This is a genomic window from Hathewaya histolytica (assembly GCF_901482605.1).
GTDB lineage: Bacteria > Bacillota > Clostridia > Clostridiales > Clostridiaceae > Hathewaya > Hathewaya histolytica.
The window spans coordinates 2,277,542-2,294,622 of the sequence record NZ_LR590481.1 but is presented as its reverse complement, the minus strand read 5'-3'; the positions used below and the strand labels follow the sequence as shown (position 1 = coordinate 2,294,622).

The following is a 17,081-nucleotide window of genomic DNA, read 5'->3' as shown; positions in this document are numbered from 1 at the left end:
AATTGAGTAAAATAATTTTTGTGGTTAAAGATATAGAAAAGGTTTTCTTAATAAGGGGGTTTTTTTATGGCAGAATTAAGGTGGAATCCGTTGTTAAAAGATTGGACTATGGTTGCATCACATAGGCAGAACAGACCTCAGATGCCAAAGGATTGGTGTCCATTTTGTCCAGGATCGGGAAAAGTTCCAAAGGACTATGAGGTTTTAAAATATGAAAATGATTTTCCGGCTTTGTGTACTGATCCATCAGAACCAGATGAGGTGGGGAGCTCATTCTATAAAATAAAAAAGGCCTATGGAAAGTGTGAGGTTATACTTTATTCTCAAAATCATAATGCGGTACTAAGTGACCTTCCAGTAGATCATATAAGAAAGTTAGTAGACTTATGGTGTGAAAGATATATAGAATTATCTAAAGATACAAATATAAAATATATATTACAATTTGAAAATAGAGGGGAAGAGGTAGGGGTTACGATGCCTCATCCTCATGGACAAATATATGGATATTCTGTAATGCCTTTAAAAATTCAAACAGAATTAAATTCTTGTAGGGAATATTATGAGGAAAATTCAGAATGTCTTATTTGTAAGATGAATAAGGAAGAAGTGGATTTTAAGAGTAGAATTGTAATGGAAAATGAAGATTTTATAGCATATATTCCATTTTTTACGGACTATCCTTATGGCATATTTATAGTGGCAAAAGATCATTACAGTAAAATAATAGATTTTGATGAAAGAGCGAAAAATAATTTTGCTGATATTCTCAGAAAAGTTTCAGGGACTTTTGATGCTTTATTTGACAGGGTATTTCCTTATATGATGTGTATTCATCAGGCGCCAGTTAATTCTGAAGAATATGGAAATTATGATGATTATTATCACTTTCACGTAGAATTTTATCCACCATTAAGGTCGCAAGATAAAATTAAATTTAATGCATCTTCAGAAACGGGGGCTTGGGCTGCTTGTAATCCAAGGGCTGTTGAGGAAACTGCACAAGAATTAAGAGATGCATATAAAAGATTTATGAATACAAATAATTAATTATAGGGTAGTATAGGGGGATATTATGGAATTAATAAATCTTAATAAGAGTTTTAATGAAATATACGGGGTAAATTTTAAGAATGAAATATTTTGTTTTCATTCTCCTGGAAGAGTAAATTTAATTGGAGAACACATAGATTATAATGGTGGTCTGGTTTTCCCTTGTGCTCTGGACCTTGGTATTTATGGTCTAGTTAGGCAAAATAATAGTAACAGAATAAACTTAGCTTCTACAAATTTTGATCTCAAGGTGTCTTTAGATATAGATAACATAATGTATGAAAAAAAAGATGGCTGGGCTAACTACTGTAAGGGTGTTTTAAAAGTAATGAAAGATAGAGGATTTACAATTAAAGGCATGGATATTTTGGTAAGTGGTGATATACCAAATGGAGCAGGATTATCTTCATCTGCATCTTTAGAAGTATTAATTGGACATATAGTCAATGACCTTTTTAATGATTGTAAAATACCAATGGTGGATATAGTTAGACTATGCCAAAAAGCTGAAAATGAATTTGTAGGTGTAAATTGTGGCATTATGGATCAATTTGCAGTGGGTATGGGAAAAATGAATAAAGCTATATTGTTAGACTGTAATACCCTAGAATATAAATATGCTGATTTGGATTTAAAGGATTATACTCTAGTACTTATGAATACAAATAAGAGAAGGGCATTAAATGAATCGAAATACAATGAAAGAAGAGCAGAGTGTGATGAAGCAGTAAATACAATTAAAATGAAAAGAGATATAACTAACTTATGTGAGATTTCCAAAGAGGAATTTATAGAATATAAGAAGTTATTAAAAAAAGATATAATAAGGAATAGAGCAGAACATGTTATTCATGAAAACCAAAGGGTAAAAGATGCATATAGGGCTTTAATTGAGGGGGATTTAAAAGAATTTGGTGATTTATTAGTTGAGTCTCATAAATCATTAAAAAATTTATATGAGGTAACAGGTTTAGAACTTGATACAATTGTTGAAGAAGCTCTAAAGGTAAAGGAGTGCATTGGCGCTAGAATGACTGGAGCTGGATTTGGGGGATGCGCCATAGCTATAGTAAAAAAGGAAGCTGTGAATGATTTTATCACAAAAGTAAGAATTGGATATAGAGAAACAATAGGACATGAACCAAGTTTTTATTTAAGTGGCATAGGCGGGGGCACCAGGAAATTAAGTTAAAAAAATGCTTGTAAAATATATTAATATATTTTACAAGCATTTTTGTTTTTTATAAAATAATAAGTCATGATCCAAGATATAATAAGTTTTAAATCATTTTATTATAAATCTTATTATATGATTCTAGTGTTAGTTCTGCAGTGTTTTTCCAAGAAAATTCTTTTGAACCTTCCAAGGATTTTTTTCTTAAGGATTCCCTTAGATTTTTATTATTTAGAACATTTTCTATAGAATATTCTAAGTCTTTTTTTATATGTGGATTTATTAATATTCCATTACCTTTAACAACTTCCGGAATTGAGGAAAGGTTTGAAGAAATAACAGGAGTTCCGCAACTCATTGCTTCTAAGGGAGGAAGACCAAAACCTTCATAAAAAGATGGATAAATGAAAACAGAAGCTGCATTATAAAAAATAGGCAATTCTTCTTCAGGGATAAATCCAGTAAAAATTATTTTCTCACCCATACCTAAACTTTCGGCTAGCCTAACTAGTTTTTGATTTGGATCTCTATAAGAACCTATAATGAAAAGGTTAAACTTTTCATCTAAATTTTTATAAGCTTTAGAGAATGCTTCTATAAGAGAATGGACATTCTTTCTATCGCTAAAACCACCTACATACATTGCAAATTTATTTGTAATATTATATTTTTCTTTAATATAATTTTTACAGTACAGTGGATCTAAGGGCTTAAAGATTTTATTTGCAGCTAAAGGCGTTACAAAAATTTTATTTTCATCTACAGGAAAAAATCTTAATATATCCTTTTTAGAAAACTCTGAAACAGTGAGTATTCCATCAGAATTTTCTATTATATAAGGCATTTCTTTTAAGAACTTATTTAAATATCCCTTACCTACAGTTTCAGGCATTACATAAGGAATTAAGTCGTGAACTGTTACGAATTTTATACAATCTATATTATTTGAAAGACCTATTCCATTTTGAGGTACGTGATATATGTCTATTTTTTCATTTTCAATGTTATTAGGGAAAATATGTTGTTGAAAAAATCTATGGTGTTTTTCGGAAGACATTATAAAGTTTGCATTATATTTTTCATATTTTTCATATCCTAAACCTGACCAAAATAAGTGATAATAATTTTCGTCATCTATTTTTAGGAGATTTTTTAATAAGTTATCTGTATAAGTACCTATACCAGTGCCATGATACCAATTAATACCTCTACAGTCTATAGCAATTTTCATGAGATCACTCCCTAACATTTATAACATATATAATACTATATTAACTTCTTATTAAAGTTGTGCTAGCACAATAATTTAAGCATACTCATATATTAAAATATAGCAATTAATAGGGGCATTAAATCTATGTTTGAGGAAATAAAGAACCTAGTAGAGAAAAATTATAATTTAGAAGTTTGTAACATAGAAAAAATAAAAAATGTATATAAGATTCAAGCTGATAATAAATTTTATGCGTTAAAGGTTATAAAATATGAATTTTCTCATTTCATTTATATATATAAAGCAATGAAACATCTTCAAAGCAATGGCTATGATAGAATACCTGAGTTTATTCCTACAAAAGATGGAATGGACTATATAAGTTTTCTAGGTAAATATGCATATCTTAATCCATGGTTAGATGCCAGAGAGAGTAACTATGATAATTTTGTAGATATGTATCTTGCAACATCTAATTTGGCAAAACTTCATTTAAGCTCTCAGGGATTTAGTGTGAATAAAAATATGAAACCAAGAATAGGGTGGCTTAGATGGATAAAAACATTTAGTACAAGGAAAGACGAAATTTTAGATTTTAAAAGAAGAATTTCTGAAAAAAGTAATAAGAGCCTCTTCGACATGGAATATTTAAGTATTATGGAAAGAGAATTAAAGAGATGTGAAAAATCTATAACAAAATTACAGAGAAGTTCCTATGAGAAATTAATGAGGCAAGAAATGAAAAACAATGGTTTTTGCCACCATGATTATGCTAACCATAATGTTTTAATTAATAAGGAAAACAATGTATATTTAATAGATTTTGATTATTGTATACTGGATACTCATTTACATGATTTATGTAGTCTTCTCATAAGACGAATGAAGGATGGTAAATGGAGTATTTTTAATGCTTTAGATATTCTAAAAATTTATGATGAAATAAATCCAATATATAATAATGAGATTCCAGTTATGGCAGGATTTATGGAGTTTCCGCAGGCTTATTGGCAACTTGGAATACAATATTATTGGGAAAGGCAGCCATGGGAAGAAGAAGCATTTATAAAGAGGCTAAAAAGATATGTCTTAGATATAGAACAAAGAGAAGAGTTTATTAATGATTTTATAAAGTTAGACGTTTTTAATTAAAGTTACGGTGTATAAGGTGGTGAAATAATGAATCCTAGAATCTTAGATTTTAAGGAATATCTTATAAAAAATAATATTAATATAGTAAATAGCTTTAAAAAGATAGAATATATAAAAAGTATAACAGAAAAAGAAGTTATAGAACATTTAAGGACTGTAAGTGAGTTTCATAAAAGAACAATGGGATTTGAAATGTTTTTAAAGAATAAGCTTCCTAATAAAATTGGGAGAGAGATAGAAGAATATAAAGTTAATCTTAGAAGAGCTTCTAGAGAAATAGATAGGATAAAGCTCTCAAAGCCTATGAATGAATTTGAAGAAGTTTTAGTTAGAGTTGGTGATGTTTATATTAAAAGGGCAGAGGACTCTTTAAGAATTGTGGATTCTTCATATTATATAGAAATAATTCTAAGGAGCATGAGGAGAAAAGAAATTTGTATACAAAACATATGGAAAGATAACCTACAATCCTATGGGGATAACATAAATATAATTAACATTAAAAATGCTTCTTATAATTTATTAGAAATGGATATTATACATCTAGTTAATAAACTTCGTAAGGAGCAATATAATTTTAATTGGTACATTATATGTAAGGAATTTTGCCATGTAGAAAATATTGATGATTATAGTGAGGAATTTATAATTTCTCTTGTATCTTATCCAACTGAGTTTATGAAGTGTTGTAATAAGTATATAGAAAATAAAAAAAGTTGGTCTGTAGAAAAGTATGTTAAGAAACTTAAAAAGGCTATTTTAGAAGATGGGGAAAGTCTGATTTAGAGGGAGTGGTTATATGATGGAAGTCAGATATAAGGAAAGGGAGTATTTGAAAGACTACTGTCTTGATATAAAACTGTTTAAGAAGTTTAATCTTACGGTTAAGGATGTTATACCTATTAGAAAAGTTTTTATAGTAGTTACAGAAGAAGGCGATTTTATACTGAAAAAGTTAGATTATGATGTTGAAGGATTATATTTTATAAGTCATGGATTAGAATATATAAGAAGAAATGGATTTAGGAGAACTTTTAATTTTAGAAAAACCATAGATGGGAAAATATATGAGACTTATAAAGGTGAAAATTATTGTATGATAAATCTCATAAATGGAAGAGAGTGTGTATATAGTAATCCCGTAGATGTTACTTTGGCAACAGATACTTTAGCATTACTTCATAAAAGCTCAAAGGGATTTTATAGTGAATTTAGAAACAGGGATAATAGGGGGAAAATCATAGAGAAGTTACAGGAAGAGTTAAATCAAATTAAGTTACTAAAAAATATGGTTTTAAGTTATCGTGAAAAAAAAGAACTTGATGAAATTTTCTTAGATAATGTGGACTACTTAATAGAAAAAGCAAATGAAAGTATAAGTATATTAAATAAATCCTCCTACTATAGTATTTGTAATAAAGAGGATAAAGTAGCATTTTGCCATCATGATCTTGCATATCATAATATAATAATCAAAGATGAAGAGGCGTATTTTATTGATTTTGATTACGCTATTATAGATCTAAAAGTACATGACATGGCTAATTATATTTATAGAGTTATAAAAAGTTTTGGGTACGATATAGAAAAGGCTAAGTATATTATAGAGGAATATAGCAATAATTATTATATAGATAAAGATGAGTTAGAAGTTTTACATGGCATTATGAGTTTTCCCCATAGAAAGTTTATATTATTTAGAAATTATTATTTTAGACAAAAAGACTGGGAATACAGTAGTTTTTTACAGAAAGCTATAAATAAATGTGATTTTAAAGATGAAGAGGAAGAGTTTTTACAAAAATTCAATGATGTGTTTTTGCATAATAAATAAAACTGCTGATTATATTATCAGCAGTTTTATTTGTAATTTATTTATTGGAATTGCATAGAATTTTATAAGACTCCATTGTTTTATAAGCAGTATTTTTCCAATTAAATTGTTTTGACCTTTTAATTCCTAAATTTTTCAATTTAATCATAAGCTCCTTATTAGTTAATAAATTATACATTTCATTACTTAAGGCATAGGTATCTCGTGGATTTATCAAAATGGCAGCATCTCCAGTAACTTCTGGTATTGAGGTAATATTAGAACTTATTACAGGAATACCACAAGACATAGCTTCTATAGTAGGGAGACCAAAACCTTCATAAAGTGATGGATATATAAATATTTCAGCAGCATTATAAATGTATGGCATATGTTCCATAGATATAAACCCTGGAAATATAACTTCATTTTCTATGGAAAGCCTTTCAGTTTCTTTTTTGTAAGTTTCATATAAAGGTCCTTTTGTACCTGCTATAACTAATTTTATATTTTTTTTATAACCTTTTCTTAATAATTCAAAGGATTGAATTACTCTAAGAATATTTTTTCTTATACCTAGTCCGCCAACATAAAGGATGAAAGGACCATCAATACCATAATTTTTTTTGATTATATCTTTACTATATAATTTATCTAAAGGTTTATATATACTTTCACTTGCTAGAGGAGTTACAAAAATTTTATTTTTAGGATAATTAAATGTTTCAACAATATCACGTTTTGAAAACTCTGATACGGTTATTACAGCATTAGATCTTTCTAAAATAGTAGGCATAGTTCTGTTAAATATATTTAAAAGTTTAGGATTTACTGTTTTAGGAAGTTTACAGGGAATAATGTCATGAAGTGTTATTATATAAGGACATTTTTGTGAAAGTGGCAATCCTATTCCATTTTGAGGTACGTGATATAGAGATATATCAAGAGAATCTATAGAATTAGGATTTCTAACCTCATCCCAAAAATTTTTTTCATAATAATTTTTCGATTTTAGTATGTTCATATTACTATATTTCGGAAAGGATATGTCGCTAGGCATATGCACATAGTAAAAAAAGTTTCCAGGGTTTTTCCCAAGAAAATTTATTAGCTCATAAGTATAAGTTCCTATGCCAGTTCCTCTATACCATTTGGCAGCTCTTCCATCAATACCAATTTTCATAATAAAACTCCTTATATATGAATATAATTTATTATATTAAAAGTTTCATTGAATTGTTAGTAATAAAGAAGAAAATCTTAATTCTAAATATTATATCGATTGCATATAAATTTACAGGGGGGTAGATAACAATGATGAGAGAACTAGAAATCGAAAGACAGTTTGATATTAAAATTGAAGAAATGATTCCTAATAGAGGTATATATGAATTAAATACAAACAAAGGTAAAAGGTGCTTAAAAAGAATTAATTATGGAATCCAAAAATTGTTCTTTATATATGGTGCTAAAGAGCATCTAATAAAGAATGGATTTAAAGATATAGATAGATACTATTTAAATACAGAAGGAAATCCCTATGCTTTGGTAAATGAAGACATATATACTCTTTCACAATGGATTGAGGGGAGAGAGTGTGATTTTTATAATAATAACGATATAATAATAGCATCTAAAAAACTTGCACAATTACATGTTTCTTCTAAGGGCTATGAACCACCAGAAAATAGTAAATTAAAAAGCGATTTAGGAAGATGGCCATATTTAATGGAAAAGAGAGTTAATTCCTTTGGTAAAATGAGAAATATGGTAAGGAAGAAGAAGAATAGGAAGAGTGATTTTGATATCGAGTATTTAAAACATATGGAGTTTTACAAAGAATTAGGTATAAAAGCTAGAGAAATTTTAAATAACTCTAGTTATGAAACCCTATGTGTAGAGGCAGAAAATGAGAAAAGTTTTTGCCATCATGACTATACTTATCACAATATAATAGTAGGTGAAAATGACAATATTAATGTAGTGGATTTTGATTATTGTAAAAGAGAATTGAGAGCTTATGATATATCTAATTTTATTACCAAAGTCCTAAAAAGAAGAGAATGGGATATTGATATTGCTAAACTTATAATAGATTCATATAACTCAATAAGCAAACTAAAAGAAGAAGAATATGAGGTTATATATGCATTTTTAATGTTCCCACAGAGATTTTGGAGATTATCCAATCGCCATTATTATAATGAAACTGCATGGATACAAAATACATTTATGAAAAAAATACAAACTTTATCAAATGAGAAGGAATCATATATAAATTTTATAAATGAATTTAAAAAGAACTTTGATTTATAAAAGTAATATAATTAAAATATATTGGAGTTATAAAAATAATGGTAAAATAATATAATATAAAAAGTAGCACCAGTTAAAAGTGCTACTTTTTATATTTAGGTACCAACAATAAGGTTTAAGCATATACTATTTAAGAGAGTATTCTTTACGGGGGAGTATAATGAATATAGGCGACTTTGTAGTGCGAAAATCTTATGAAAAGGATATAACTTTTAAAATAATAGATATAAAAACTTTAGAAAATAAAGAAAAAGTATATATACTTAAAGGGGTAAATCTTAGGATAGAGGCAGATGCTTTAGGTGATGATCTTGAAGTTGTCACAGAAAAAAATATGAGTAAAGCAGATATTATATTCAATAAAAAAATTAATGAGTCAATAAAAAAAGTTATAGCAAAAAGGGAAGAAGAAAAATCTATTTTGGTTTCAGCAAAGGAAAAAAAACAAGGGAAATTTCGGAAAAAGTCAAGAGGAGAAGGTGGAAAAAGAAACTTTAAAAACAACCTAAGTTTTGGGAGACCAGGACGTATACTTCATATAGATGGAGACTCAGAGTATTTACAATTATGTCTTGAAACATATAAAAAACTTTCACTGGAGGCCTTTGGACATGCTATTCCAGAAAAAGAGCAACCCAATATTACATTAGAATTGGTAAAGGAGTATAATCCAGATATAGTAGTTATAACAGGACATGATGGTATGATAAGGCATGCAAAAGAATACATGGATCTAGATAATTATAGGAATACCAAGTATTTTATAGATACAGTTAGGAAACTTAGGGCTTATGAAAGAAGTTATGATGATTTGGTTATTTTTGCAGGGGCTTGCCAATCCTGTTATGAAGCAATATTAGATGCGGGTGCAAATTTTGCCAGTTCACCTAATAGAGTTCTAATACATTGTCTTGATCCTGTTTTAGTTTGTGAAAAAATAGCGTATTACAATATTGAAAATATAGTACCCATTGAAGAAGTAATTAAAAACACTATAACAGGTATAAAGGGAATAGGAGGCCTTCAAACAAGAGGTAAATATAGGGAGGGGTTCCCTAAGTCTTCATTTATAAAGTAAAATGTGCTATAATATATATATAAATAGGGTAAAATCCATACATTTTACTCTATTTCTTATTCATAAATGCTATATTTTATATGAAATAATTAATTAGTATAAAATATATGGTTTATATTCATAATAATAAATAGATGTGTAAAATTTGATATTAATAAAAATTAATATAAATGCCTTAGAAAGGGTGTGTTTTAATGGAAGCTAAGAGCCAATTAGGAGTGATTAGATCAGAAATTGAAAGACATGTAGGTAAAAAGGTTAACCTAAAAGATTCTGCAGGGAGGAAAAAAGTCCTTATAGAAGATGGTGTAATAGAAAATGCCTACTCAAGTATTTTCACAGTAAAAGTAGAAGGTAGTTTTGACAGAATAATTGCTTATAGCTATTCAGACGTGCTTACCAAAACTGTTCAAATTCAGTATATAGCATAATCTAAATATGGTCTACATATTTCTAGCTAAATTTTTCATCTCACTTAACAATGATCATCCTGACTTATATAATTTAATCCCAGAAAAAATAGTAGAATTATGACATATAAAAAATAAATTATTTCTCATAAATTCTTAAAGTACATTATATACATTAATTAGTAGGTATTTTAAGAAGGGGGAAATAAAGTATGGAACTTATTAAAGAGAATATAGAGTATGAGCAGTTACTAGGAGAAAACTATGCAGATACGGTATTAAGAGATGAATATGTAATTCCGGATACTCATCCTGATGTAGAAGATATTCTTCTTTTAGATGCAAGACCGAGGGTTAGTAATATTCAAGTTCTTCAAGACAAGGTATTTATAGAAGGTGTGATTGACTATAATTTAATGTATGTTAATAGAGGTGAAGAAGCATCTCAAGTTCATGCAGTAAAATATACCAAATCATTTACAAATAGCATAGATTGTAATGGTGCAACTTCTGATATGAATTGTGAAGCAGCGTGTTTTGTAGAACATATGGAATGTAATATAGTAAATGAAAGAAAGGTTTGCATAGAAGGAATAGTTAAGTTAAAAAGTGAAGTGTATAACAAATATAATTATGAAATAGTAAAAGATATTAAAGAAGCAGAAGAAGTTCAATTTTGGAGAAATCCTATATTGATAGATAAGGTTATAGATAATATATCTACAGATTTAATGGGTGAGTGCAGTATAAAGATACCTATGGAAAAGCCACAGGTATCTAAAATAATAAATTGGGATGCTAATTTTCATAAAAAAGATGTTAAGATTTTAGATGGAAAATTAAAGCTAGAACTATGGGCCAAAATAAAAATACTTTATCAAGCACCAGAAAATTTTAAAGATATATATACACTTGAAGAAGATATATTTATTGAAAAAGATCTAGAATCAAGAAGTGTTAATGAAGATATGAATAATTTTACATCATACGATATATTGGATTTAAATTATTCTATTAAAGAAGATGATTTAGGAGAGAATAGAATATTAGATATAGTTCTTATGGGTAAAGCTAATACTAGAGTTACGTGTAAAGAAGAACTTAAAACTATAGAAGATGCATATTGCCCTAATATGATCTTAAACATGGAGAAAAAGCAATACAACATGAATATTATCCATGATCAGGTTACTGAAGAAAGGGTCATAAAGGGAGATGTTGAACTAGATAGTACAATTCCTAGGCCGAGGGAAATTATCTTTTGCAAGGCTACTTTAAATGTAACAGATAAAAAACTAGTAGAAGATAGAGTTGTGGTTGATGGAATAATTAATGTTAATGTTCTCTATAAAAGTGATGAAGAGGGAAAAGAGACATATTCAATAGAAGATCAAATTCCTTTTAACACTGCTATGGACATTGAAGGAACAAAAATTCATATGCAATCACTTTGTAGAATGGCACTGGAAGATGTAGAAGCTGAAATTCGAGGTGGCAATATTTCTATAAAGGCAATAGTACAGCTATATGTACGTGTGAATTATATGGAAGGCAAGGAGTTTTTAGTCCATGTAGAAAAAGGGGAAGGTGAAGTCCCTAAGAAAAAAGCTAGTATAATAATTTATTCTGTGCAACCAGGAGATACTCTATGGAAAATAGCTAAAAGATACAATACTACAATAGAAACTATAAGTAAGGTAAATGAAATTGAAGATGTTAATAACATTAAGGTTGGATCAAAACTTATTATACCAGGAAGAGCTATTATATAATTTTTAAATCTTAAGATAGTCTTAATTATAAGACTATCTTTTTTTACAATATTATATATTAATACTTATTTGATGTTATAATGTTTAGAGAAATAATATTCAATTAAGGAAGTGGTTTTATATATGCAAAAAAAAGCTTATGCAAAAGTTAATTTATCCTTGGATGTAGTTGGAAAAAGAGAAGATGATTATCATCTTTTGAAGATGATAATGCAGCAAATAGATTTATACGATATTATAGATATAAATGAAAATAAGGAAAAGGAAATTAAAGTTTTTTGTAATAAGCCTTTTGTACCCTTAGATAATAGAAATCTAGCATATAAGGCTGCTGAAGCTTTTATTGAAAAGTACAATATAGGTGTGGGAGTAGATATAAAGATCCAAAAAAACATTCCTGTATCTGCAGGACTTGCTGGCGGGAGTACAGATGCAGCAGCAGTTTTATCCTTAATGAGGGAAATCTTTAAAAAGCATATAAGTATGGATGAGATAATGAAACTAGGTCTTGAAATCGGGGCTGACGTTCCTTACTGTATACAGGGAGGAACCGCACTTTGTGAAGGTATAGGGGAAAAAATTAATCCATTAAAACCATTTAGAAATTACATACTAGTTTTGGTGAAACCTAATTTTGGAGTATCTACTAAAGATATATATAAAAGTTTAAATATAAATAAAATATATAAGCACCCTAATACAGAAGCTATAATAAAAGCTATGGAAAATGAAGATTTAAGATTTGTAGGAAGTAACATGAAAAATGTTCTTGAAAATGTAACAGTAAGTGTTTATCCTACTATCTCTAATATTAAAAAAAATATGATGAATTTAGGTGCTGTAGGAAGTTTGATGAGTGGAAGTGGTCCAACAGTATTTGGACTATTTGAGGATATGCTAAAAGCTCAGAGAGCATATGAATATTTTAAATGCACATATAATGATGTATTCATTACTAGAACTTTATGATATTTTGTATAAATTAATATATGTTAGCAAAAACTATTTAAACATAGAACTTATCTATATTTAAATAGTTTTTTATTTTTATAAGGAGACATTATCATGGAATATTTTGAATTATTTGACAAATATTTTTTTATATTAGTATTAATTGATGGGCTTATATTGACTCAAATTGATGTAAGAACTTTTAAAAAAATTAAAGACCATACTGCTGAAAAAAGAGCAAGGATATTAGGATATTCTCTAATAATAATTGGGTTCATACTTTTTCTTATTAGGGAGCTTGCTTGAAAAATAAGTTAAATTGAAATAAGGTAGGTGTTATAGTTTTGAAAGAGCATATAAAAAAAGAAATTGATATATGGACAAAAAATAATATGAAGTATCTAAGAGAACTTTTAAAAGATAATTCAGATATGGTATTTAGAGAATTTAATTTAAAAGACAGAAAAGTTGGATTAGTTTACATAGATGGCATGGCAGATAAACTTTTATTAAATGAATATGTTATAGAACCTATAATGGAGAACTTGGAAGAGATTATTCTTGCAGGTGAAATTAAAGATAATATTATTTCTGTTTCTGATATAAGAGAAGTTGAGAGTCTAGAAAAAGGAGTTAATGCTATTCTTTCTGGGGAAACTCTAATGTTTGTAGATGGGCTTGAAAAGGCTTATGTTATTGCTAACCGTTCATGGCCAACAAGAAGTGTATCAGAGCCTTCAGCTGAAACAGCAATAAGAGGATCGAGAGAAGGATTTGTTGAGACTATAAGATTTAATACAGCTTTAATTAGAAGAAGAATTAGAGATACCAGACTTAAAATACAGGCTAAAAGTATAGGAGTAAGATCCAAAACTGATGTTGCTATCTTATATATTGATGATATTGTAAACAAAGAAGCATTAAGCGAAGTACAGGATCGAATTGATAGTATAAATATAGATGCTATCTTAGATAGCTCGTATATAAGTGCATTTATAGAAGATAATAGATTTTCCCCATTCCCTCAAATTCAAAGCACAGAGAGGCCCGATGTAGTTGCAGCTGCTTTATATGAAGGTAGAATAGCTATATTGGTAGATAACTCACCTTTTGCAATTATTGTCCCTAGTACTATGATTAATTTATTTCAATCTCCAGATGATTATTATCAAAGATGGATAGATAGTTCTATAGTTAGGATACTTAGATTCTTTTCTATATTTATGTCAATAATACTACCTGGACTATATGTAGCTATAACATCTTTTCATACTTCCATAATACCTACAAAGCTTGCATATTCTATAGCAGCATCTAGGGAAGGTGTTCCATTTCCGGCGTTTATAGAGGCTATTATTATGGAAGTAAGTTTAGCATTATTAATAGAAGCAGTAGCAAGGCTTCCAAAAGCCATAGGGGCTACAATAGGTATTGTAGGAGGACTAATCATAGGTCAGGCAGCTGTTAGTGCTGGTATAGTAAGTCCTATAATGATAATTATACTTGGGGTTACAGCTATTACTACATTTATAACACCCAATTATGAAATTACTTCTGCATTTAGATATATTAGATTTATATTAATCATACTAGCAGCAGCATTAGGATTATATGGAATGGTTCTAGGATTAATATTAGTATTAATACATTTAGTCAGACTTAAAAGTTTTACAATACCATATCTAGCTCCTATAGTATGTCCTAGTTTTAAAGATTTTAAGGACTTATTTATTAGATTACCATTAAAATATTTAAAAGAAAGACCTAGATATATGAAAACGGAAGATAAGATAAGGCAAAAATAGAAAGGGGTGAACTTTCTTACTACTTATAGTAAGTGGAATATATGAAACAAAACTTTAAGGTTGGAAGTTATGGCATATTTTGTACCATGATAGTAAGCATAATGGGAATAAATATATTTTACTATCCTAGAACTGTAACAACAATTGTGGAAACTGAAGGGTGGATAGTTACTATATTAGCATGCTTAATTTATATATTTTTTCTAAAATTAATATATAAAACTATGGAGTTAAATGAATTTAAAACTTTTGATGAGTTAATTATGGCTAATTTTGGGAAAATATTAGGCAGTATAATTCTTATAATATTTTGTTTATATAATATAGTGTTTAGTGGAATTGGTATCAGGATATTTGTAGAAGTTTTGAATATGTATCTTTTACCGAAGACTCCTTCAGAATTTATGATAATTTCATTTATAATAGTTGGAATCTTTATAGTTCGTGGAGGCATAGAGGCTGTAATAAAGTTTAATGAAATAATATTTTGGATAGTTTTCATACCTTTATCTATAACTCTTATGTTAACATTAAATAATTGTGATTTTACAAATGTATTGCCTGTCCTAAATAATGCACCAGTAAATTATGCTAAAGGTACATTAAAAGCTATGTATGCTTTTATAGGAACCAATATAGCATATATGATTATACCTTATGCTAAAAATAAGGATAAACTTAGTAAGGTATTAACTAAATCAACAATTTTTGTAGCAGTATCATATATTATAGTTACTGTTTTTGCCCTTTCAATTTTTGGAAGCAATGAAATTAAATCTTTACTATGGCCAACTATATCTACTATTAGATCCATAAATATTCCAGGAGCTTTTATAGAAAGATGGGAAGGCGTTGTTATGGTATTTTGGATTTTGTTTTTCTTTACGAGTTTTATAAATATGTTTAACTTTTCATCTGAAATATTAGGTAGTGTAATGAAATTAAAAGATGTTAGATTTTCAGCTGCTATTATAGCACCAATATATTACTATGTTGCTTTAAGTGCTAGTAATATAGCCGAGGTTTATGAGTTTAGACAGAAGTTTCCCTATGCTTGGATTAATATAGCAATAATGCTTTTCCCCATTTGTATATACCTCTTTTGTAAATTTAAAAGTAAAAGGGGGAAGACCAATGAGAAATAAATTTAAACTAATCTCCATATTAATAATAATTTCTATGTTTCTAACAGGATGTTGGGATAAAATAGAGATAGATAGAAGAATATTTGTGTCTACCATAGCTATAGACCCGGGAAAGGACATTGATAGGTGGAAAGATTTAAAGAATGTAAATAAAGAAGATCCATTTCAAGAAAGACAAATTAAAAAATTAAAGGTGACATACGGATTCCCAGATATAAGTATGTTAGGACCTAACATAGGTGGAGCGGCAGAAGAAAAAAATATAATGACTGAAGGATATTCAATGACTGATTGTTTATCAGAGGCTATAAGTAAAAGTAGTCGAAGTGTTCATTTAGGACAAAGCAAGTTATTAATTTTAAGTGATTCTATATTATCTTATCCTGATATAATGAAAGAGGTCATGGACTATTTCAAAAGAAATCCCAGTATAAATAGAAGTATGAATATAGTAATAGTAGAGGGAAGTGCAGAAGAATACGAAAATTTTAAACCTAAAATGGAACGTAACTTTCAAAATTACGTAAGTGGACTTATGGAAAATAGTAATAAAACGGCAAGTATATTACCTACTACATTAAATGAATTTTTAAAGTTATTAGGTGATAATGGAAGTGCAATTGTTCCCTATATGAAAATAGATAAGAATAAAAATGAGCTAATATTGTATGGCATTGGATTAATTAAGGATTATAAATTTATAGGTAATCTTAATAGTGTAGAAACATCAGATATTGAAATATTAAGAGGAAAGGTGAAAAGTGGTAAAAAGGTTATTTATAAAGATGGTCATCCTATAGATTATAGTATAGAAGGTGTAGAGCGCAAGCTTAAGATTAAAAAAATAGATAAAAATAAATTAGAAATGGATATAGATATTAAAATTGAAGGTGCTATAAATGGATTTACAGTAGAAAAGGATTTGTTGTCTGCGGATAAAATAAGAGAAATAGAAGGTGATTTTAACAAATCACTAGGCGTTGAGTGTGAAAAGGTAATAAATATGCTTCAATATAAATATAACATTGAACCTTTTGGAATTAGAGAACACATAAAAAAATATCACCCATATAAATGGAGAGAGATAGAGAAGAATTGGGAAGAAATTTATAAAGGTGCAAATATAAAAGTTAATTTTGATACTAAAATAAGAAGAATAGGTATAACTAGATGATTAAAAAGTAAAAATATGGATATAC

16 protein-coding genes are annotated in these 17,081 nt (G+C 28.2%); 14 read left to right on the top strand and 2 right to left on the bottom strand.

Going from position 1 to position 17,081, the window contains the following annotated elements; all coding sequences use genetic code 11:
• Positions 1–66 precede the first annotated feature (66 nt).
• Both galT and FGL08_RS11045 read left to right on the top strand, forming a co-directional pair.
• The gene (gene galT, locus FGL08_RS11050) at positions 67–1,050 is read left to right on the top strand and encodes a galactose-1-phosphate uridylyltransferase (RefSeq protein ID WP_138210842.1); all 984 of its coding nucleotides are present in this window, start codon (positions 67–69) and stop codon (positions 1,048–1,050) included.
• Between the two features lie 25 nt (positions 1,051–1,075).
• Positions 1,076–2,245, top strand: a complete 1,170-nt coding sequence (locus FGL08_RS11045) for a galactokinase (RefSeq protein ID WP_138210841.1) — start codon at positions 1,076–1,078, stop codon at positions 2,243–2,245.
• Between the two features lie 88 nt (positions 2,246–2,333).
• Here the strand turns inward: FGL08_RS11045 and FGL08_RS11040 are convergent, their stop codons facing one another.
• Positions 2,334–3,458 carry a glycosyltransferase family 4 protein gene (locus FGL08_RS11040; protein ID WP_138210840.1) on the bottom strand — a complete coding sequence of 375 codons (1,125 nt, stop codon included), beginning with the start codon at positions 3,456–3,458 and terminating at the stop codon, positions 2,334–2,336.
• A gap of 126 nt (positions 3,459–3,584) precedes the next feature.
• Between FGL08_RS11040 and FGL08_RS11035 the strand changes: the two genes are divergently transcribed.
• From FGL08_RS11035 to FGL08_RS11025, 3 genes are read left to right on the top strand one after another with little or no spacing between them, the layout of a single operon-like run.
• Entirely contained in the window at positions 3,585–4,592 is a 1,008-nt protein-coding gene (locus FGL08_RS11035; RefSeq protein WP_138210839.1) for a CotS family spore coat protein, read from the top strand.
• A 27-nt stretch (positions 4,593–4,619) separates the two neighbouring features.
• Complete coding sequence (locus FGL08_RS11030; protein WP_138210838.1) at positions 4,620–5,378, top strand: spore coat protein; 759 nt, start codon at positions 4,620–4,622, stop codon at positions 5,376–5,378.
• Between the two features lie 13 nt (positions 5,379–5,391).
• Positions 5,392–6,426 carry a CotS family spore coat protein gene (locus tag FGL08_RS11025; RefSeq protein ID WP_138210837.1) on the top strand — a complete coding sequence of 345 codons (1,035 nt, stop codon included), beginning with the start codon at positions 5,392–5,394 and terminating at the stop codon, positions 6,424–6,426.
• A 37-nt stretch (positions 6,427–6,463) separates the two neighbouring features.
• On the opposite strand, the gene FGL08_RS11020 is transcribed toward FGL08_RS11025, so the two are convergent.
• The gene (locus tag FGL08_RS11020) at positions 6,464–7,588 is read right to left on the bottom strand and encodes a glycosyltransferase family 4 protein (RefSeq protein ID WP_138210836.1); all 1,125 of its coding nucleotides are present in this window, start codon (positions 7,586–7,588) and stop codon (positions 6,464–6,466) included.
• Positions 7,589–7,719: 131 nt separating this feature from the next.
• Between FGL08_RS11020 and FGL08_RS11015 the strand changes: the two genes are divergently transcribed.
• The 9 genes from FGL08_RS11015 to FGL08_RS10975 all read left to right on the top strand — a co-directional run bounded on the left by FGL08_RS11015 (position 7,720) and on the right by FGL08_RS10975 (position 17,056).
• Entirely contained in the window at positions 7,720–8,721 is a 1,002-nt protein-coding gene (locus FGL08_RS11015) for a CotS family spore coat protein (RefSeq protein ID WP_138210835.1), read from the top strand.
• Positions 8,722–8,881: 160 nt separating this feature from the next.
• Positions 8,882–9,799, top strand: a complete 918-nt coding sequence (yabG, locus tag FGL08_RS11010) for a sporulation peptidase YabG (protein ID WP_138210834.1) — start codon at positions 8,882–8,884, stop codon at positions 9,797–9,799.
• A 194-nt stretch (positions 9,800–9,993) separates the two neighbouring features.
• Entirely contained in the window at positions 9,994–10,230 is a 237-nt protein-coding gene (locus FGL08_RS11005) for a Veg family protein (RefSeq protein WP_138210833.1), read from the top strand.
• A gap of 191 nt (positions 10,231–10,421) precedes the next feature.
• Positions 10,422–11,981: a DUF3794 and LysM peptidoglycan-binding domain-containing protein gene (locus tag FGL08_RS11000; RefSeq protein ID WP_138210832.1), complete on the top strand. Its 1,560-nt coding sequence runs from the start codon at positions 10,422–10,424 to the stop codon at positions 11,979–11,981.
• Positions 11,982–12,104: 123 nt separating this feature from the next.
• A complete protein-coding gene (gene ispE / locus FGL08_RS10995; RefSeq protein ID WP_138210831.1) occupies positions 12,105–12,950 on the top strand; it encodes a 4-(cytidine 5'-diphospho)-2-C-methyl-D-erythritol kinase in 846 nt (281 codons plus the stop codon).
• A 96-nt stretch (positions 12,951–13,046) separates the two neighbouring features.
• Positions 13,047–13,238, top strand: coding sequence for a CLC_0170 family protein (locus FGL08_RS10990; RefSeq protein ID WP_138210830.1), 192 nt, complete (start codon positions 13,047–13,049; stop codon positions 13,236–13,238).
• 38 nt (positions 13,239–13,276) lie between these two features.
• Positions 13,277–14,737: a spore germination protein gene (locus FGL08_RS10985; protein ID WP_415578605.1), complete on the top strand. Its 1,461-nt coding sequence runs from the start codon at positions 13,277–13,279 to the stop codon at positions 14,735–14,737.
• Positions 14,738–14,778: 41 nt separating this feature from the next.
• Positions 14,779–15,882 carry a GerAB/ArcD/ProY family transporter gene (locus FGL08_RS10980; RefSeq protein ID WP_138210829.1) on the top strand — a complete coding sequence of 368 codons (1,104 nt, stop codon included), beginning with the start codon at positions 14,779–14,781 and terminating at the stop codon, positions 15,880–15,882.
• Positions 15,872–17,056: a Ger(x)C family spore germination protein gene (locus FGL08_RS10975; RefSeq protein WP_138210828.1), complete on the top strand. Its 1,185-nt coding sequence runs from the start codon at positions 15,872–15,874 to the stop codon at positions 17,054–17,056. Before FGL08_RS10980 ends, FGL08_RS10975 begins: the two co-directional genes overlap by 11 nt.
• The last annotated feature ends 25 nt before the right edge of the window (positions 17,057–17,081 follow it).

Coding starts and splice junctions, on each gene's coding strand:
- FGL08_RS10975 (WP_138210828.1), top strand. CDS start 15,872: ATGAGAAATAAATTTAAACTAATCTCCATATTAATAATAATTTCTATG.
- FGL08_RS11005 (WP_138210833.1), top strand. CDS start 9,994: ATGGAAGCTAAGAGCCAATTAGGAGTGATTAGATCAGAAATTGAAAGA.
- galT (WP_138210842.1), top strand. CDS start 67: ATGGCAGAATTAAGGTGGAATCCGTTGTTAAAAGATTGGACTATGGTT.
- ispE (WP_138210831.1), top strand. CDS start 12,105: ATGCAAAAAAAAGCTTATGCAAAAGTTAATTTATCCTTGGATGTAGTT.
- FGL08_RS11035 (WP_138210839.1), top strand. CDS start 3,585: ATGTTTGAGGAAATAAAGAACCTAGTAGAGAAAAATTATAATTTAGAA.
- FGL08_RS11015 (WP_138210835.1), top strand. CDS start 7,720: ATGATGAGAGAACTAGAAATCGAAAGACAGTTTGATATTAAAATTGAA.
- FGL08_RS11040 (WP_138210840.1), bottom strand. CDS start 3,458: ATGAAAATTGCTATAGACTGTAGAGGTATTAATTGGTATCATGGCACT.
- FGL08_RS10990 (WP_138210830.1), top strand. CDS start 13,047: ATGGAATATTTTGAATTATTTGACAAATATTTTTTTATATTAGTATTA.
- FGL08_RS10980 (WP_138210829.1), top strand. CDS start 14,779: ATGAAACAAAACTTTAAGGTTGGAAGTTATGGCATATTTTGTACCATG.
- FGL08_RS11030 (WP_138210838.1), top strand. CDS start 4,620: ATGAATCCTAGAATCTTAGATTTTAAGGAATATCTTATAAAAAATAAT.
- yabG (WP_138210834.1), top strand. CDS start 8,882: ATGAATATAGGCGACTTTGTAGTGCGAAAATCTTATGAAAAGGATATA.
- FGL08_RS11025 (WP_138210837.1), top strand. CDS start 5,392: ATGATGGAAGTCAGATATAAGGAAAGGGAGTATTTGAAAGACTACTGT.
- FGL08_RS11020 (WP_138210836.1), bottom strand. CDS start 7,588: ATGAAAATTGGTATTGATGGAAGAGCTGCCAAATGGTATAGAGGAACT.
- FGL08_RS11045 (WP_138210841.1), top strand. CDS start 1,076: ATGGAATTAATAAATCTTAATAAGAGTTTTAATGAAATATACGGGGTA.
- FGL08_RS11000 (WP_138210832.1), top strand. CDS start 10,422: ATGGAACTTATTAAAGAGAATATAGAGTATGAGCAGTTACTAGGAGAA.